This window comes from Kurthia sp. Dielmo, assembly GCF_000307285.2.
Classification (GTDB): domain Bacteria; phylum Bacillota; class Bacilli; order Bacillales_A; family Planococcaceae; genus Kurthia; species Kurthia populi.
Genome location: NZ_HE578967.1, coordinates 7,720 through 26,479, shown reverse-complemented (window position 1 = coordinate 26,479; position 18,760 = coordinate 7,720). Strand labels below are relative to the sequence as shown.

Sequence of the window (18,760 nt, the reverse complement as noted above, 5' to 3'; positions counted from 1 at the left end):
GGCCATTTAGCCCCTCTCTTTTCTCTATTAAACGTTAAAATAACGTGCATCTGGATGTGAGAACATCATCGCAGAAACTGATGCCTCAGGGTCCATCATAAATTCCTCTGTTAAATTCACACCAATATCCTCTGGGTGAATCAGACCAAATAATTTCTTTTGATCTTCTAAGTTTGGACATGCTGGGTAGCCGTATGAGAAGCGCTGTCCTTGATACTTCGCCGCAAAGCGGTCACGCATCGTGAAATCCACACCATCTGGATATCCTGCATGGTCACGCATCTCCTGGTGAACTCGCTCTGCTAAGCCCTCTGCAAGTTCAAGTGCTGTTGCTTGAAGCGCATGCATTTCAAGGAATTTTCCCTGCTCTTTTAATTGCTGTGCCTTTTCACGAATGCCCTTACCCGCCGTTACTTGTAGGAAGCCTACATAGTCCATTTCGCCGCTGTCTTTTGATTTTAAGAAATCCGCTAGACAGAGGAATGGTTCTTTTTCTTGACGCGGGAATGTAAAGCGCTCGATTTCTGTGACACCGTCCTTGTCATAAATAATGACATCGTCGCCATCTGATTGTGCTTTGAAGAATTGATACATGGCCTTTGGATGTAATAAATCAGACTGTAAATAACCTCGCACTAATTCAAATAGCTCAACTGCACGCTTGTCACCCTCTTTAATCATATCTTCTTTAAAGCCTTTTAAACCAAGGTGATGACCAATTAATGTGCGCATATTCACATATGGATATAAATAAGCTGGTGTATAATCACGTAGCACATGGCGCTCTAAATCGGTTGGTTTGTAGACTGGCACATCTGTACGTACGGTTTTCGCTGGGCGCGTTTTCACTGCAACTGCCGGACGCTCTGCACGATTTGCATCTTGTACTTTACGTTTTTCCTGTGCCTCAAAAATTTCCGTTAGTAAGCCTTCGCGGTCATCACTCATTAGGCGGTTAATCGTTTCAAGTCCTTGCATCGCATCTTTTGCATACATGACCGGGCCATTATAGTTGGCGGCAATTTTTGTATCGGTAAAGCGACGAGAAAGCGCTGCACCCCCAACGATAATTGGTGTATCAATCCCCGCTTCTTTAAAGTCCTGTGCTGTCACAACCATTTGTTGTGCCGATTTTACAAGCAGACCCGATAACCCAACGATGTCTGGGTTTTCTTTACGAATCGCTTCAATTAATGTTTGTGGTGTCACTTTAATACCAAGGTCAACAACTGTGTAGCCATTGTTGCTCATAATGATGTCGACTAAGTTTTTACCGATATCATGCACATCACCTTTAACCGTTGCAATAAGCATTTTCCCTTTCCCAACATCATCTGCGCTTTTCTCCATGTACTGCTCTAAATGCGCAACAGCAGCCTTCATAACACCCGCTGATTGTAATACCTCCGCAACGATTAGTTGATTTTCATTAAATAGCTTCCCAACGGTCGCCATCCCCTTCATCAGTGGACCATTGATAATATCAAGTGGTGCATCATACATGTCACGCGCAGCCTCTAAATCATCAATTAAACCTTCCTTCGTACCTTCTAAAATATAATATTCAAGACGCTCTGGCACAGTTTTTGGAATATCATCCTCTGTTTTTTCTTTCTTTTTATCACGATAGAAATCGGTAAATACCGCGAGTGTTTCATCATTCGTATTGAATAATAAATCATTCGCTAACTTGATTTCCTGTTCAGGAATCGACGCATAACGCTCGAGCTTCTCTGTATTGACAATCGCATAATCAAGTCCTGCCTGTGTACAGTTATATAAATACACCGCATTTAAAATTTCACGACCTACTGGTGGTAAACCGAATGATACATTCGATACCCCTAGAATTGTTAAGGCACGTGGTAGCTTTTCTTTAATCAAACGAATTCCTTCGATTGTCTCGACAGCAGAGCCAATATACTGCTCGTCCCCTGTACCAACTGGGAAAACAAGTGGGTCAAAAATAATATCTTCTGGTGCGATATCCCACTTATTCACAAGTAAATCGTATTCGCGCTCTGCAATTTCAAGCTTACGATGGCGGTCAACAGCCATCCCTTTTTCGTCGATTGTCCCAATAACGATTGAGGCACCGTATTTTTTTACAAGTGGTAGTACGGCATCAAAGCGTTCTTCGCCGTCCTCTAAGTTAATGGAGTTGATGATGGCCTTCCCTTGTGAATATTTTAGTGCTTCTTCGATTACCTTCTCATCCGTCGAGTCGATAACGAATGGTACTTTTACTTTTTTCACGACTTCTTCCATATAGTTACGGATATCTTCTAGCTCATCACGGTCTGGGTTGGCTAGGCAAATATCGAGTACATGCGCACCATTTTTCACTTGCGCACGGGCGATTTCTGCCGCTTCTTCAAACTTACCTTCTACGATTAAACGTTTGAATTTACGTGAACCGATAACGTTTGTACGTTCCCCTACAAATAATGGACGCATTGAATCATCGTACATTAATGGCTCAATACCTGATACCATATGCGGATGATCATGGTCTGGACGCTTACGTGGTGCTTTGTCTTTTACTGCCTCGCGAATCGCGCTAATATGCGCAGGTGTCGTTCCACAGCAACCACCAATAACATTTAGCCAGCCTTTATCTGCAAAAGCCGCTAGTTTTTTCGATAATGACTCAGGTGTTTCATGGTAATGACCCTCCTCATCCGGAAGTCCAGCATTTGGGTAACAGCTAACATAGCTCGTCGCTACTTCCGCAAGTGTACGAATATGGTCTGTCATAAATTCTGGTCCAGTCGCGCAGTTTAAGCCGACTGACAGTGGTTTAATATGCTCGATTGAAATATAAAATGCATCGATTGTTTGACCCGCAAGTGTTGTACCCATTGGCTCAATCGTTCCTGAAATCATAACCGGTAATTCTTTTCCTAGCTCATCAAACGCTTGTTTAATACCAAGTGTTCCTGCTTTTACATTCAGCATATCCTGTGATGTTTCCATTAATAAAACATCCGCACCACCATCAATTAATCCCTTTGCTTGCACATAAAAATCATGTTGTAGTGCATCAAATGTCGTACCACCTGTTACCGATAATGTTTTGGTCGTTGGCCCTAACCCACCTGCAACATAACGTGGCCATTCAGGTGTTGAAAACTCATTTGCTGCTTCAACCGCAAGCTCTACCGCACGTTTATTAATTTCATACGCATGCTCACCTAAACCATATTCATTTAATACAAGCGGTGTCCCACCAAATGTATTGGTCGTTACGATGTCTGCTCCTGCTTCAAAGTAAGCACGGTGGATATCACGTACAACATCTGGGCGTGTTAAATTCAGGTTTTCATTACAGCCATCTAACTCTTCGCCACCAAAATCTTCTGCTGTTAAATCAGCGTTTTGGAGCATTGTCCCCATCGCACCATCTAAAATTAAAATATGATCTTGAATACGGTCCTCAATGCGTTGTTTCGACATTTACTTGTTCCCCCTCAGTTTGTGCATCTAGCTGCTTAATATAATCAATTAACTCAACGGTCATGTCATAGCGCATGAACGGTGTAATTAAATAAATTCCTTTAAATAGTGGTGCGGCGACATCGATTAGCTCTTTCGCAATCTTAAGTCCCTCTGCACGCGCACGCTGTTTATCCTCTTCGCAGTCACGCATACGCGTAAGTACATCTTCGGATAACTTAATGCCCGGTACTTCATTGTGTAAAAATTCTGAGTTACGTAGACTTGTCAGTGGCATGATACCTAAGAAAATAGGCTCTTCAATATGCTTTGTTGCCTCGTACACCTCAATGATTTTTTCCTTCGTATACACCGGCTGTGAAATAAAGTAATCTGCACCGGCTGCGATTTTTTTCTCAAGTCGTGGTACAGCGCGCGCCACATTTCGTACATTCGGATTGAAGGCGCCTGCGACAGAGAAGTTCGCCTTTTTACGAAGCGGCTTTCCTGAGAATGAAATGCCCTCATTTAATTTTTTAATTAGCTCAAGTAGCTCGATGCTTGAAACATCATACACACTCGTTGCCCCCGGGAAGTCTCCTACCTTTGTTGGGTCCCCTGTCACCGCTAAAATGTCCGTAATGCCTAGCGCATCAAGGCCCATTAAATGCGATTGCAGACCGATTAGGTTACGGTCACGACATGTAATATGTGCCAGTGCGCGAACATTCTTTTCATATTTCAAACGAGCACCCATCGCCATATTACTGACGCGAGGTGAAGCAAGCGAGTTATCCGCCATCGTCACCGCATCTGCACCGGCATCTTGTAAAATACGTGCACCATCAACGAACGCATCCGTTTCTAAATGACGTGGCGTATCAAGCTCGACGATAATCGTACGCTGTTTTTTCGCCTGTACATGCAGTGGTTCATGTGCAGCTTCATCTGCATCTTTAATAATTAATGACTTTTTCTTTTCGACAATTTTCGCTTTAATCGGTGGAAGATCTGCTAAACGTTTTTTCACCTCGGCAATATGCGCCGGTGTCGTCCCACAGCAACCGCCGATTAGACGCACGCCCTCATCACGTAATAGTACTGCTGCGCGGCCGAAATAATCTGCCTCTGATTCATAAACAACTTTACCGTCCTCAACGTCTAATAAACTCGCATTTGGATAGGCTGATAAGAAGGCTGTCTCTGGTAGCTCTACGTTTTCAAACGCTTGGATGGTGTGATGCGGACCTAGACGACAGTTCACGCCAACGATATTGGCACCAAGGGATTCGAGTGTATGAAGTGCTTCATTTAATGAGACACCGTTTTGTAGAACACCCGGCTCATGCATCGATACTTGTGCAATGATTGGTAGCGCTGTGTGTGCACGTAGTAATTTCACTAATGCTGATAGCTCTTCAAAGTCGTAAAATGTTTCAAGTAATAAGCCATCGACGCCGCCTTCGATTAAAATTGTTGCCTGCGTATGCAGTGCTTCTAAAATTTCTTCTAGTGTTTCATCCGTTTTGCGAATTCCTCGAATGCCACCGATTGTCCCAAGTACATACTGACCACCTGGCGCTGCAGCTCGTTTTGCAATCGCAACTGCACCTTCGTTAATCGCTACAACTTGGTCCTCGATACCATAGCGAGCTAATTTAATCGCATTGGCTGTATATGTATTCGTTTGAATAATATCTGCACCTGATTCGATATAACGCTTATGAATATCCTCGATAATTTCTGGCTTTGACACATTTAATTCCTCATAGCAGTAGTCAATCCCATATGAATAAAGTAGCGTGCCCATCGCACCGTCCGCTGTTAATACTTTCGTTTTTAAATCGTTCAGCAATCCCATCTATGAACTTCCCTTCTATTTATCAATCTCCCCAATAAAAAAACCCTCTTACTCGTTAGAATAAGAAGGGATATATGCATAGTCCTTCTTATCTTTTAAGGTTATTACCTTCTGGAATTAGCACCTGACCTTTCGGCTGGTTGCTGAAGCTTCGTAGGGCCAGTCCCTCTGCTTCTCTTGATAAGAAATTGATTTAATTTTTAGAATATTATATGAATAATACATCTTAGATGAAAGAACGTCAATAGCTCTGTCTTTTTTTCATGATTTTCATGCAAAATTAGAAAGACAATGCAATGATGCATTCCATTCAATCAAAAAAAGAAACCACCGACAACGATGATTTCTCTGTCATTATTTTTCTTCTTTAAAGGCTTCTTTTGGTGCCTCGTTAATATTCATTGCACGTATAAACTTCGCATGTGTAATTTGACGCTTCGTACCATTAAAGCTACATGTTACGAGTGTTAATTCTTTTTTATTTTTATGGTCATTAATGACTTCGACTTGTGACGCTTCAACATTATAAATTTTATCGATTTCATAAATATATACTTTATCATAATCCGTCACATATGCTTTCATACCTGTTTTCGCTAATGTTAGTGGACTAAATAAAGAGCGCTCATTACGCACATTATGGCCGGCCAGTGCATAGTTTCCTGTCCCCATTGGCATCTCTTCCTTCATTGTGCCTGCGCCAATAGCTAAATTCTTATTCGAAATACCATATAAAATCGGTAGCTGCATGTTTACATCTGGCACACTCACCATACCGATTGAATCAGGCTTTTTCGAATCCATTTGTGCCTTCAATACTTCGCCGAGGCTAATGTCTTTTACTTGCTCAAAATCAAATGTGACATCTTCTGATTCCTTCGCTTTTGCGATGCTATCATCGTAGTTTTTACCCGCTTTATTTTGCAATGTTGAATCCGTCATATGGTTGACCACGAAGCCCATAATCGGCTTATTAAATACGAGAATTAACCCTGCGATTAATAATAGTACACCTATAATGGTCAACCATTTATTACCGCCTTTTTTAGCTGTATTCTCCGCCATTATTTTACTTCCTTTCATCGACGATTCGTTATGTTGTTAATACCTGTTTTGGAACGAATTAAACCGTCGTAAGTTGCGCTGCAATGCGAGTCGCAATCTCTTTACCGTTCGCGATGCATAACCCGATGCCCACACCATAATACGAGCAGCCTGCCAGTGTAATAGTTGGATAATAGCTCTGCATTTGTTGCTCTAGATTTTTCACAGCGGCCGCGTGCTCTAAATTATACACCGGCATTTGCTGTGTCCATTTCGATACTTTAATTGTCGACGGCTGCTCCTCAATATTAAGGGATGTCGCGACATCCTTCATCGCAAGCTGTGCTAACTCTTCTTCTGTGAGCTTGATTAACTCCGCAAATTTCGGATTCGTTTTTTTATAAAAGACACGCAGTAGTAGCTTGCCATCTTCTGATGTATTTGGCCATTTTGCGCTTGTCCAGGTACAGGCATCACAGTTTACGGCGTCACTATTTGCTACAATAAAACCAGTGCCCTCTGCTGGTAGGACGTCATTGCCGACTTCATAACCTAAATATACGGTAATAATCGAGCTCGTTTTAAAGGCATCAAAGGCAGGTGTTAAACGTTCATCACCTAGCGCTTCCTGTGCCATGCGATGTGGTGTCGCTAATACGACATGGTCTGCTTCAATCGCCTCATGGTGGTCAAAATGAACGATGGTTTTCTCATTCACTGTTTCAAGCTTCGTTACAGCCGTATTTTTTAAAAACTCAACTGTCGTTAATACTTCTTCAAAGCGCTCAAATAATTCACGTAAGCCATTTTTAAATGATAAAAACTTATTATGTGATAGATTGATAAACTTGTCTTTATTCGCCGCATAGCCTTTTAAAATACTGCCATACTGGTTTTTATAATCGATTAAATAGGGGATGGTAGATGCTAATGTTAATGAATACAGATCACCTGAATAAATACCCGATAATACAGGGGCAATCTGCTTTTTCACGAGCTCTTCACCAAAGAAATATTCAAGGAATTCGCCAATAGATGAATCCTTTGTAAATTGCTCATTTGGTAATGTTAAATCATTTAGAGCAGCTCGCTTACCCGCTTCAGAAATAAGGGTGCTTTGCTGTAGTGCTTCCTTATTCATCGGGATGCCATACATGCTCTCAAATGGGATAGCATGTAGCTCATTTTGGGTATAAATATAAGAGACGCCTGTGCCGTTATAAACGACGCGATCTTCTAGCCCTAATTCTTCGATTAAAGGCATGACACTTTTATGACGTGCCACAATGGAATCTGCGCCAAGCTCCATGATAAAGCCGTTTTCCTCATGCGTCGCCATTTTACCGCCAAGCTGTGCCTCTTTTTCAACTAATACAAGACGTATATTTTTATGTTGTAATTCGCGTGTTAAGTAGTGCATCGTTGATAATCCAGTGATACCGCCACCTACAACAACGATAGTTTTCATAGACTGAGCCATTATTCGGCCTCCTTTAACTTCTTCGTCTTTTAGTATACTCGTTCATTTAGTGGCATCGCTAGCAGTTCTACTCATTTCCATGAATTGTACATATTTTAAGAAAGGAGCGTCAAATTCAGTGGACTTACTTATTTTAGTTATTTTATTAATGCTTTCTTTATTACTATCAAATATTCTCGGTCATTATTTGCCATTTCTTCCGATGGCACTTGTCCAAATTGGCTTTGGGATTATTTTAGCCATTATCTTCCCAAGCTTTGATATCCAGCTTGAATCCGAATGGTTCTTGCTGTTATTCGTTGCACCACTTCTTTATAATGATGGGCGCAATTTCCCGCGTGAAGAGCTATGGAATATGCGCGGCTTTATTTTAAGTAATGCCATTGTGCTCGTAATTATTACGACTGTGCTCGGTGGTTTGTTTATTCACTGGCTCATTCCATCTATTCCATATGCGGCGGCCTTTGCGCTTGCGGCGATTTTATCACCAACCGATCCCGTTGCGGTGAACGGGATTGCCAAACGTGTACAAATCCCTGAGCGTATTTTAAGTGTTGTTCGTGGTGAATCATTAATCAATGATGCATCAGGCTTAGTTGCCTTTAAATTTGCGGTTGGTGCCGCAGTATCAGGCTATTTCTCGTTAAAATCAGCCGTTGTTGAATTTTCTTATACCTTTATCGTTGGGGCACTACTCGGACTGGCAATTAGCATTGTACTTAGTCAAATTCGCTTTTGGCTTCGTCGCTCAGGTATTCGCGATACGGTGTTCCATACGTTATTCCAACTCGTCACACCGTTTATTATTTATTTGATCGCCGAAGATTTATTTCACGCATCTGGCGTTATCGCCGTCGTAATTGGTGGGATTGTTCATGCGCTCATTAATGAAAAAGCCGAGCCTATGCTTGCGGAAGAGCAGATGCTCACAGAAAATACATGGTCGATTGTGCTATTTATTTTAAATGGTCTCGTATTCTTATTACTTGGCTTAAACATTCCTGATTCCATGGCGAATTCTTTATCCGATCGTCATACGAATAACTGGATTTTAATTTTTGATGCTGTAGCGATTGGGTTTGTTATTTTAGGTGTTCGTTTCATCTGGTCCTATACATTTGGTACATTCCAATATCGCTTCGGGCGCGACCAAGTACGTCCAACATTAAAGACGAGCTTAATCAGTAGCCTTGTCGGTGTGCGCGGTGCCGTTACAATGGCCGGGATTTTATCGCTTCCTTACTTTATTCAAAATGGGACAGCAAACTTCCCAGAGCGCTCACTTATTATCTTTTTAGCGTCTGCTGTTATTTTATTCACATTACTTGCAGCGACGATTTTTCTTCCGATGCTTACCGATAAGGATGAGGGAATTGAGCTTGCAGAAGGACAGTACTCATTTAATCGTGCAAAAATGCAAGTGCTCTTAAAATCCGTTAAATCACTACAAACATCGATTAATGATGAAAATCGACGCATCACCTATGAGCTAATAGATGAGTTGCAGCAAATGTTTAGGCAGCTGCAGTTAGAAGCAAATGCGGAACAATCAGATAAACAAAAACAAGAGCTAGCGAAATTACGCGAGCGCGCCATTAACATTGAACGAAAGCATATTGAGGAACTGCATGATGATAATCAGCTCGATGATGATATGTATGCAAATCTTTTATCAACAATTGAAGATCGCTTGAATCGACAGGAAACGAATATGTTTATGAGCTTCTTCATTACCTTGCGTCAAGTCATTCGCATGTGGATTATGACGCGCAAAAATGATACGGATAAAACACAATTTTATTCCTACATTCGAATGCGCCAAGATATCCGTCGTCAGTGCTATTTAAAGGCACTTCATTTCTTAAAAGAGGAACGTAAAACGGTCGACCCACGCAAACGTCCGCTATATGTTATCGTCATTTACGAATATGAAAAAGCCTATGAAAAATTACGTAAAGTCGTCACGATTGATTCTGCTCGTGAGGAGGAACTTCGCGAGGAACTTCACCTACAAGTGATGGAGGTTCAGCGTGGTGAAATTCACCATATGTACGAAGAAGGTAAAATTTCACGTGAGCAAGAAAAAGAACTACGACGCTTCGTTAATTACATCGAAAGTGTATCGTTGTATGAATACGTCGATTAATTTCTGACACAAGAGATGTTGGGACAAAACACGTTATGTTCTTTTTTTAGCGTTCGCAACGAAAAACCGGAACCGCGCCACCGCGCGATTCCGGTTTTTTTATGCTCATAGGAGAGGTTGTTTTTATACGTATGTCCCAGCCTCTTTTTATTTTTTATTAAACTGCTTTGCAATTTCAAGTGTGATTAAACCAGCATAATATTTTCCACCCTCAACATTCGGATGTATTTTATCATCATAGAAGATATCTGTTTTTGTAGCAGATTCATCATACCAGTCAATCATCGACACATTACTATATTTCTTCTCAGCATTAGCAAGCGTTGTATTCACGCTATCTTGCCAGCTACGTGGTACGCGCACATTTACTAAGTAAATATGACGGTCTTTACCTAAGATTTGATAAATTTCGTCAAATTGTTTTTCAGTGAACGTTCCATTTGAGCCAAGTCCAAGTACAACATTATTCGCAAGCTTGCCTTTTTTATTCATTGTTTCAAGTACGTCAATGGCTTCTTTTACTTGGCGTCCAACGGTTGCATCCACCGTCATTTTCGGCATGTTATTTTGAAGCGTGGTCGCAGCACTCAGCATAACTGAATCGCCTACTGCTGTAATTGGTACATTCGTTAGCTTCGCTTTTGCTTGATTGACATCTTTGTTGAACTTCGCTGCTTCTTTTTTCTCTTTTTCACTTTGACGTTTTGCCGCTTCTGCCGCCGCTTTTTTCTCTTCGGCTCGCGCCTTACGTTCGGCCGCCTTTTTCTCTTCGGCTGTCATTTTTAAATTTTTCTGTTGATCTTGCAGATGCATTTCAAGCGCTTTGTTACCACTCGCTTTTGGTGATGGTTCAATCATTAAGCCAACTGTAAAGACGATTAATAACGCGGCAAGCAAGCCGTTCATTACACGCGTACGAACCTTCCAATGGCGAATATTGAATGACCAATTGCGTGGATGCATATGCTTCAGCCATGTTTTCCATTCACCTTTTCGAATCGGATCCTCAACAAATGTCCATGACAATGCCGATAACACTAACGTTAGAACGAGCGCTAATAAAATGCGCCACATACTTAAATCACCCGTATCGACACCTAACCCAAGAAGGACAAGAATTGGGAAATGCCAAATGTAAATACCGTACGAACGCACACCTACCCATAATAACGGCTTCCAACTTAAAATATCGCCGATAAAGCTTGCTGGGTGGACGATGACTGCAATCAACAACGCAACGATAGCTGATGCTAAATACATACCACCATAATAAAGGAATGTACCATCTTCACGCATAAAGACAATAAATACCATCATGAGCGCAAATGCTACAACACCTGTAATGTTTAGCGCACGCTTCATTTCAGTTGTAACATTTGGTTTCAAACGTCGACTTGGCCATACAATCGCTAGTGCCGCACCAATCAATAATGAAAAGGCACGTGTATCTGTACCATAGTATACGCGGCTTGGGTCTGTGCCCGGTGTAAACATGAATGCCATCATTTCTGCTGATACAACGGATAATAGCATCACTAGAAAGGCAAGCTTACCTGTCGATTTCGCAAATTTTAATGCAATTAGCATAATAATTGGCCAAATAATATAAAATTGTTCTTCTACCGCAAGTGACCACATGTGCTGTAGTGGCGATGGCGGTGAGAATTTCGTGAAGTATGAGTGCTCCTGCCAAACGTAATACCAGTTACTAATGTAAACGAAGGCGGCTCCAATTTCTCCGCGTAGTCCTGCTAGATAATCACGTTGGAATAACGTAATCCATACCGTAATTAAAATAAGCATGACGAAAAGTGCCGGTAACAATCGTCTTAGGCGACGCACCCAGAAACTTTTGAAATCAATCGTACCTGTTTTTTGGTACTCATTAATTAATAAATCGGTAATCAAATAACCGGATAAGACAAAGAATACGGTAACACCTAAATATCCCCCATTAATCCATGGGAAATGGAGGTGATATAAAATAACAGCTAATACTGAAATTGCGCGTAATCCATCCAAACCACTTATGTACCGATGATTTTTTTTGACAGGTTGTGGCATTGTAAATCCTCCTACTAAAAAAACTCCTCAAATCCACGGTTCGATTCATACTTTACAAATTTTAAAAAACATTCTTCTATTAGTCAAACGAGAGTCCCCAGTCTTTTTCCCTATACTATCTATTGCATCAAAATTACAAATAATACAATTTTGTCACAGATAACGAAATCGAGAGCCATTCCGATACAAAAAGATTATGATAGAACAAGTAGGGGGGAACATCATGCGAAAAACTATTTTAAAATGGATTGCAGCGATCTCAATGTTTACAATTGCCGCAGCAGCGCTTACTGTGATGTCTTCATCAAGTGCAAATGCTGCTAGTGTAAAAATGAAAGTTACTGCACCAAACACAGACAAATTGAATATGCGTAAGGGTCCGGGCGTGAAATATTCGACAATCCGTAAATTAAACTATAATACCGTTGTTACACGTACTAAAGTATCAGGTAGTTGGTCTAAAATTACATACAAAGGTGAAAGTGGTTGGGTTTCAACAAAATATCTTCGTAAAGTTGCAATCAAAAGTGCAACATTCCCATTAGATAACTTCACCATTGTGGTCGATGCAGGTCACGGCGGCACAGATGACGGTGCGTTTTATTACAATACATCTGAAAAAAGCGTGAACTTAAAAGCCGCTAAAGAATTAAAGAAACAACTTGAATACGAAGGTGCTGAAGTTGTGATGACACGTTCTACAGATAAAACGTTATCACTTCCAGGCCGTGTTAAAATTTCGAAAAAAATAAAACCAGATGCTTATATTAGTCTGCATCACAACGCTAGTAAAACTGGTAATAAAACTGATAAAGGCTACTTAGTACTTTATACAAAGAGTAAAGAAAAAGCATTCACAAAAGCGGTTTATAGCGGCATGAAGAGTGTGCTTTCAACGAAAACAACAGTGCCATATGAAGGTTACCGCTACCAAAACTTACATGTATTACGTGAAAACCCATACATCGGTACACTTGTTGAATATGGCTATATGTCTACACCAAGTGAGCTGAAAAAAATCAATAAAGATAGCTATCGTAAATACGTTGCACAAGGTATTGTTAAAGGTGTAATTAATTACTTTGACTAATCATTAAAAAGAAGAAAACCGCGCGAAATGTGCGGTTTTTTTGTTTTTTTAATGTGGCGATAATACCGTTAGAAACTGTGGTTTCACGGTGATTTCTACTGGTAGTTTAGGCCCTTCATCTCCGTTTACATTCGTTACGAGTGGCTCTTTTGCAGAAACCGTTAATGTCTTACACGTCAGCATTTCTACATGCTCTGACTCCATAATTTTTCCTTTCCATAAATCTGGTGCAAGTTTGACTAACTCACTAAAACCGAGCTCAGGAATAATCATGACATGCATAAGACCATCATCAGGTGTCGCATTCGGGAAAAAATGCTCAAGCCCTGCAATATAACTCGTTAGCCCAATCATAACAATTGCCGCTTCTCCTTGCCAATGTTTTCCATCATACGTGATATCAAAATGATAATTTTCATTTTTCGCTAATGTCTGAACACCCTTCATAACAAATGCAAACGGGCCAAACATCGTTTTAGCTTCGGATGGCACTTCATGCATCGCTCTTGGAATTGTGCCGATTGTAACACTATTTGTAAAATACTGATTTTCAATATAGCCTAAATCAATATTGCGCGGCTTGTAGGTCAAAATCTCATCAATCACTTCTTCAGGGACAAGTGGCATATCAAGCGCACGTGCAAATTCATTTACTGTACCAAGTGGCATAAAAGCAAGTGTCGGTCTCTTTTCAAGCGGTGCAATCCCCATAATCACCTCACTAAGCGTCCCATCGCCGCCCATCGCAACGACTAAATCAGTCGTTGCTGCACAGTCTATCGCAAATTTTGTAGCGTCCCCTTCTTGCTGTGTTTCAAGAACTTCTACCTCATCATATTTCTTTGAAAGTTCCCGTTCTAAATGTTCTTTATAGCTAACGGCTTTTTCTTTTCCTGCAGAAGGATTAACAATCATAACAGCTTTCATAAGCTTCCACTCCTTTTTTACTTATTGTTCCCCTTTCATTAAAAAACATAACGTGTAAGAAGGTTTCAATTGGTAGTTTAAAAGGGATAACTATAAGTAATACAAAAAGGAGCTCACAAAAGGGAAAACAATAATCACCGTCACAGCGACTACCAAAGATGGTTCATCCAAAACAAAAAAGAAACCGTTGTCGGAAAATAATGGAGAAAAAAGCCGAATCTAACATGGATTCGGCTTTTTTCTGTTCCTCTAATTAGACGTCTAGAGAAATAAAAAAGTTTTAATAATGCTTCAATAAATTCTTCAACATCTTCTCACGTAATTTGAGCATTTGAGGATCTTCAAAGAAAAATCCAAGCTTTGCATCTGCTAAGTTTTTATATTTTCCTTTTTTTGTCTTAGTAGGCTCTTTTGTAAATAAGAAATATTCAAATGTTTCCGCAAAATCCTCATCTGGGTCTGTCATCGCATAAAACGTTACAAAATCAGCTTCATATAAATCGTAAAATTCATAGTCTACTTCACCATCTACGCGCATTGTCTTCCAATCCTTCTCTAAATCACCTGCCCAAAATTCCTCATAAAATTGATTAGCACGAGAATTTTTATTTGAACATTTACCGAGTGAGACATAGTTACTACAAAATGGTGAAAACATGCGATTCCATTGCTTTTGCTTATACATTAAAATATGGCCGTATTCATGAACAAGTGTTGAATAATACATATTTTTATTAGCGATGCTATCCTTATAATCTACAGCTAAGGCCCAATTTGATATTGAATAATTAAGGGGTAATACATATGCGAGTAGTTCATCATGGCCATCAGTGAAAACATGAAACTGCGTAATTTCTTGACGGTTTTTTTAGGTATCATATTCGCGAATTGCTTCCACAACTTATTATGTGTTTTTTTATCTTTTGCCATTTTTTGATATTTTGCCTGATGTGTTTTAATTTTTGGCTTCGTCAATTTATCATCTTTTATTGTGTAAGTAACTAGAACACGCTCGCGCTCCGAATCGTTGACATCACTATTATCAAATATTAAAAACTCTCCGTATTTTTTATGTACTTCATGAACAAGCGTATCGCCTTTTGCTGCATTTGCTTGGATACCACTTGTTACCACAAAGCAAATGAATAATAACACCACACTCAATTTCTTCAATTTTCCACTTCCTCAAAAATCATATTATCTTATCCAGCATTCTTTTCATTATAATATACTCAAGGGAGATAAGGTGTCGTATACGTAATTATATTATCTTTTTAACAGTAATCGTATGAAGCCTTACAAGTTTTAACGAATTGACCAATGCGAAAAAATTTGAAGCATCGTTTGTAAAGTAATTTGAAAAAGGACGTTTACCGGACCATCCGTATAAGATTGGGACGCGATTTCAGCCGGTGATGACGATGCGCTGATCAATATGTACGACGGCTTTTTTAGCTACTCGGCTCAAAAAACTACCTACTATTTCCTAGCAAATGATGTCGTATTGCCTGGCATTCCTGCAAAGGGCATTGCCGTATTATATGACGGCAGAACAACTGAAAAAACGCTAAAAAAATCACGTAGCAATCAAGTCAGCTATACAGACGGTCGTAAAAACATCGCCCTTTATAAAGTCGATGAATACTATGTGACGGCTGAATATAAATCGAAAAAAACACGCTTTATGGTCGCGACCTTAGAAGGTATGCGCACGTATTATGGCTTTAAAAAAATAGACAAAAAAGAGCCTCCGACAAAGCGTCGTAAGGCTCTTTTTATTAATGTGTGCTAAGCGCTAGGGTAGATAAAGTCCTAACGTGGTATTACATCATACCGCCCATGCCGCCCATATCAGGCATTGCAGGAGCGCTTGCTTCAGGAATTTCTGCTACTACTGCTTCTGTTGTTAAGAATAGAGAAGCAACTGATGCAGCGTTTTGAAGTGCTGAACGTGTAACTTTTGTTGGGTCAACGATACCAGCGTCAATCATGTTTACCCATTCGCCAGTTGCTGCGTTGAAGCCAATTCCTACTTCTTCACGTTTTAAGCGGTCTACGATAACTGAACCTTCAAGACCGGCGTTGTTTGCGATTTGACGGATTGGTTCTTCTAATGCGCGTAATACAATGCGTACACCTGTTGCTACGTCGCCTTCGTTTGCATCTGCAAGTTCTGCTACTTTATTGTAGATTGATACAAGTGCAACACCACCACCTGCTACGATACCTTCTTGTACAGCAGCACGAGTAGAGTTTAATGCATCTTCAATACGTAATTTACGTTCTTTTAATTCGGTTTCAGTTGCAGCTCCGACTTTAATTACAGCTACACCACCAGCAAGTTTTGCAAGGCGTTCTTGTAATTTTTCTTTATCGAATTCTGAAGTTGATTGATCGTGTTGTTTACGGATGTTTTCAACGCGCGCTTCAATTTCAGTTTGTGAGCCAGCACCTTCAACAATTGTTGTATGGTCTTTTGTCACAACGACTTTGCCAGTATTACCAAGCATATCGATTGTTGCTTGTTTTAAATCTAAGCCGATATCTTCTGTAATCACTGTACCACCAGTTAATACCGCTACATCTTCAAGCATTGCTTTACGACGGTCACCAAAGCCAGGTGCTTTAACAGCTACGACATTGAATGTACCACGTAATTTATTGACAACGATTGTTGCAAGAGCTTCGCCTTCGATATCTTCAGCAATGATTAATAGTGGACGACTTTGTTGTACCACTTGCTCAAGCACTGGTAAGATTTCTTGGATATTTGTGATTTTTTTGTCTGTGATTAATACGTATGGATTGTCTAAAACAGCTTCCATTTTATCGTTATCTGTCACCATGTAGTGTGATAAGTAACCACGGTCAAATTGCATCCCTTCTACAACTTCAAGTTCAGTTGTGAAGCCGCGAGATTCTTCTAATGTAATAACACCTTCGTTACCAACGCGTTCCATTGCTTCAGCGATTAATTCGCCTACTTCTTCATCCGCTGCTGAAATTGCCGCAACTTGTGCAATTGCTTCTTTTGTTTCAACAGTTTTAGAAATTTGTTGTAGTTCTGTTACTGCAGTCGCAACAGCTTTGTCGATCCCTTTACGGATGCCAACAGGATTTGCGCCAGCAGTTACGTTTTTAAGACCTTCTGTAATCATTGCTTGTGCAAGTACAGTAGCTGTTGTTGTACCATCACCAGCGATTTCATTCGTTTTAGAAGCTACTTCAGATACAAGTTTTGCACCCATGTTTTCATATGGATCTTCTAATTCGATTTCTTTTGCGATTGTTACACCATCATTTGTAATAAGTGGTGTGCCAAATGATTTTTGTAAAACAACGTTACGACCTTTTGGACCTAATGTCACTTTTACTGTATTCGCTAATTTATCAACACCTTGTAGCATTAAGCTACGTGCTTCTTCGCTGAATTTAATATCTTTTGCCATGTTTGAAAACCTCCTGAAATTTTTAAATTAATAAAGTAAGATATGCAAGGATTATTCAATTACCGCTAAAATGTCTTCTTCTGAAAGGACTAAGTAAGCAGTATCGCCGTAAGTAACTTCTGTGCCTGCGTATTTTGCGAACACAACATCGTCGCCTTCTTTCACGTCGAAAGTAACGCCTGATCCAGTAGCTAATACTTTACCTTGTTGAGGTTTCTCCTTTGCAGAGTCTGGTAATACGATGCCGAATGCAGATTTTTCTTCTACTTCTACGACCTCAATAATAATACGTTTGCCTAATGGTTTTAACAAATGAAACAACCTCCTAATAAGATATCTTAATTTATTAGCACTCTTTAGTCTTGAGTGCTAACACAAGTATTATATTAATGAATTTCAACTGAACTTGCAAGTATTACGCATAAAAATTTTGAATTTAACATTCTTTCCTCTACAATAAAGAAGAACACTTACTGTAAAGGAAAGGATTCCTATTGTGAAAAATAAAAAAACAGCTTTCTATATACTGATTACGTATATTATTATGCAGCTAAGTGGTGCTGTTTTACTGCAACCGCTGTATACTTTCTATAAAGACCAACACCCTACATGGACGCACGATAAATTGGCACTTCATACGCAGGGCTGGTATATGTTTTTTAGTATGCTTTTAGCACTGATTGTATCGATTCTTTTCATTGCACGCGACAAACAATTTTTTGACAACTTTAAAGAAAAAATGCCACTCCCACAAGCGATTCTTTGGGGAATTATTGGTTTTGTTATGGTGCTCGCTGGCCAAATGATTGGTGGCATGATTGAGTCATTGCTCGGTATTAGCGGCAGCTCTGAAAATACAACATCCCTTCTCGGTATAACGGATGTTGTGCCAATCGCCATTTTAGCTATCGCCCTCTTTGGTCCCATTTTAGAGGAGCTCGTATTTCGTCGTGTCATCTTCGGTTCACTTTATCAGGGCACAAGCTTCTGGGTAGCAGCACTGATTAGTTCGTTATTCTTTGCGCTTATGCATTTTGATTTTGTGCATATTTTACTTTATGCGATTACTGGCTTCGTTATGGCATTTTTATATACTAAAACCGGTCGCATTATTACACCGATGATTGCGCATATTTTATTAAATACCTTTGTAACATTTACTCAATAGAAAAAGAGGCTGGGACATACGTATAAAAACAACCGTTCCTATGAGCATAAGAAAAACCGGAATCGCGCGGTGGCGCGGTTCCGGTTTTTCGTTGCG

At 40.1% G+C, this 18,760-nt stretch carries 14 protein-coding genes and 1 riboswitch; of the genes, 4 read left to right on the top strand and 10 right to left on the bottom strand.

The window, feature by feature from the left end:
* Nucleotides 1-27 precede the first annotated feature (27 nt).
* The 4 genes from metH to hemG form a co-directional block, all read right to left on the bottom strand.
* The gene (gene metH / locus KTHG_RS20020; protein WP_139996150.1) at nucleotides 28-3,456 is read right to left on the bottom strand and encodes a methionine synthase; all 3,429 of its coding nucleotides are present in this window, start codon (nucleotides 3,454-3,456) and stop codon (nucleotides 28-30) included.
* The gene (locus KTHG_RS20015; RefSeq protein ID WP_139996148.1) at nucleotides 3,437-5,296 is read right to left on the bottom strand and encodes a bifunctional homocysteine S-methyltransferase/methylenetetrahydrofolate reductase; all 1,860 of its coding nucleotides are present in this window, start codon (nucleotides 5,294-5,296) and stop codon (nucleotides 3,437-3,439) included. The genes metH and KTHG_RS20015 overlap by 20 nt, the downstream gene beginning before the upstream one ends.
* A gap of 85 nt (nucleotides 5,297-5,381) precedes the next feature.
* Nucleotides 5,382-5,483: riboswitch (SAM riboswitch) on the bottom strand.
* Nucleotides 5,484-5,650: 167 nt separating this feature from the next.
* Nucleotides 5,651-6,361, bottom strand: coding sequence for a class A sortase (locus KTHG_RS20010; RefSeq protein ID WP_139996146.1), 711 nt, complete (start codon nucleotides 6,359-6,361; stop codon nucleotides 5,651-5,653).
* Nucleotides 6,362-6,419: 58 nt separating this feature from the next.
* Complete coding sequence (gene hemG, locus KTHG_RS20005; protein WP_139996198.1) at nucleotides 6,420-7,808, bottom strand: protoporphyrinogen oxidase; 1,389 nt, start codon at nucleotides 7,806-7,808, stop codon at nucleotides 6,420-6,422.
* A gap of 130 nt (nucleotides 7,809-7,938) precedes the next feature.
* Between hemG and KTHG_RS20000 the strand changes: the two genes are divergently transcribed.
* Complete coding sequence (locus KTHG_RS20000; protein WP_139996144.1) at nucleotides 7,939-9,966, top strand: Na+/H+ antiporter; 2,028 nt, start codon at nucleotides 7,939-7,941, stop codon at nucleotides 9,964-9,966.
* A gap of 147 nt (nucleotides 9,967-10,113) precedes the next feature.
* Here the strand turns inward: KTHG_RS20000 and KTHG_RS19995 are convergent, their stop codons facing one another.
* Nucleotides 10,114-12,030 (bottom strand): acyltransferase family protein, encoded by a 1,917-nt coding sequence (locus KTHG_RS19995; RefSeq protein ID WP_139996142.1) that lies wholly within the window; start codon nucleotides 12,028-12,030, stop codon nucleotides 10,114-10,116.
* Nucleotides 12,031-12,253: 223 nt separating this feature from the next.
* On the opposite strand from KTHG_RS19995, the gene KTHG_RS19990 reads away from it, so the two are divergent.
* The gene (locus KTHG_RS19990) at nucleotides 12,254-13,120 is read left to right on the top strand and encodes an N-acetylmuramoyl-L-alanine amidase (protein ID WP_186439701.1); all 867 of its coding nucleotides are present in this window, start codon (nucleotides 12,254-12,256) and stop codon (nucleotides 13,118-13,120) included.
* Between the two features lie 48 nt (nucleotides 13,121-13,168).
* Here the strand turns inward: KTHG_RS19990 and KTHG_RS19985 are convergent, their stop codons facing one another.
* From KTHG_RS19985 to KTHG_RS19975, 3 genes are all read right to left on the bottom strand, one after another.
* On the bottom strand, nucleotides 13,169-14,047 hold the full coding sequence (locus KTHG_RS19985) for a diacylglycerol/lipid kinase family protein (protein ID WP_139996138.1): 879 nt from the start codon (nucleotides 14,045-14,047) through the stop codon (nucleotides 13,169-13,171).
* A gap of 280 nt (nucleotides 14,048-14,327) precedes the next feature.
* A complete protein-coding gene (locus KTHG_RS19980; RefSeq protein ID WP_139996136.1) occupies nucleotides 14,328-14,774 on the bottom strand; it encodes a putative zinc-binding metallopeptidase in 447 nt (148 codons plus the stop codon).
* A gap of 35 nt (nucleotides 14,775-14,809) precedes the next feature.
* A complete protein-coding gene (locus tag KTHG_RS19975) occupies nucleotides 14,810-15,220 on the bottom strand; it encodes a hypothetical protein (RefSeq protein WP_139996134.1) in 411 nt (136 codons plus the stop codon).
* Nucleotides 15,221-15,482: 262 nt separating this feature from the next.
* On the opposite strand from KTHG_RS19975, the gene KTHG_RS19970 reads away from it, so the two are divergent.
* A complete protein-coding gene (locus KTHG_RS19970; RefSeq protein WP_139996132.1) occupies nucleotides 15,483-15,839 on the top strand; it encodes a hypothetical protein in 357 nt (118 codons plus the stop codon).
* Between the two features lie 31 nt (nucleotides 15,840-15,870).
* Here KTHG_RS19970 and groL read toward each other — a convergent pair whose 3' ends face one another.
* Nucleotides 15,871-17,496 carry a chaperonin GroEL gene (gene groL, locus KTHG_RS19965; protein WP_126989630.1) on the bottom strand — a complete coding sequence of 542 codons (1,626 nt, stop codon included), beginning with the start codon at nucleotides 17,494-17,496 and terminating at the stop codon, nucleotides 15,871-15,873.
* A 51-nt stretch (nucleotides 17,497-17,547) separates the two neighbouring features.
* Nucleotides 17,548-17,808, bottom strand: coding sequence for a co-chaperone GroES (locus KTHG_RS19960; protein ID WP_126989631.1), 261 nt, complete (start codon nucleotides 17,806-17,808; stop codon nucleotides 17,548-17,550).
* Nucleotides 17,809-17,992: 184 nt separating this feature from the next.
* Here KTHG_RS19960 and KTHG_RS19955 point away from each other — a divergent pair, with 184 nt between their 5' ends.
* Nucleotides 17,993-18,664 (top strand): CPBP family intramembrane glutamic endopeptidase, encoded by a 672-nt coding sequence (locus KTHG_RS19955; RefSeq protein ID WP_255512517.1) that lies wholly within the window; start codon nucleotides 17,993-17,995, stop codon nucleotides 18,662-18,664.
* The last annotated feature ends 96 nt before the right edge of the window (nucleotides 18,665-18,760 follow it).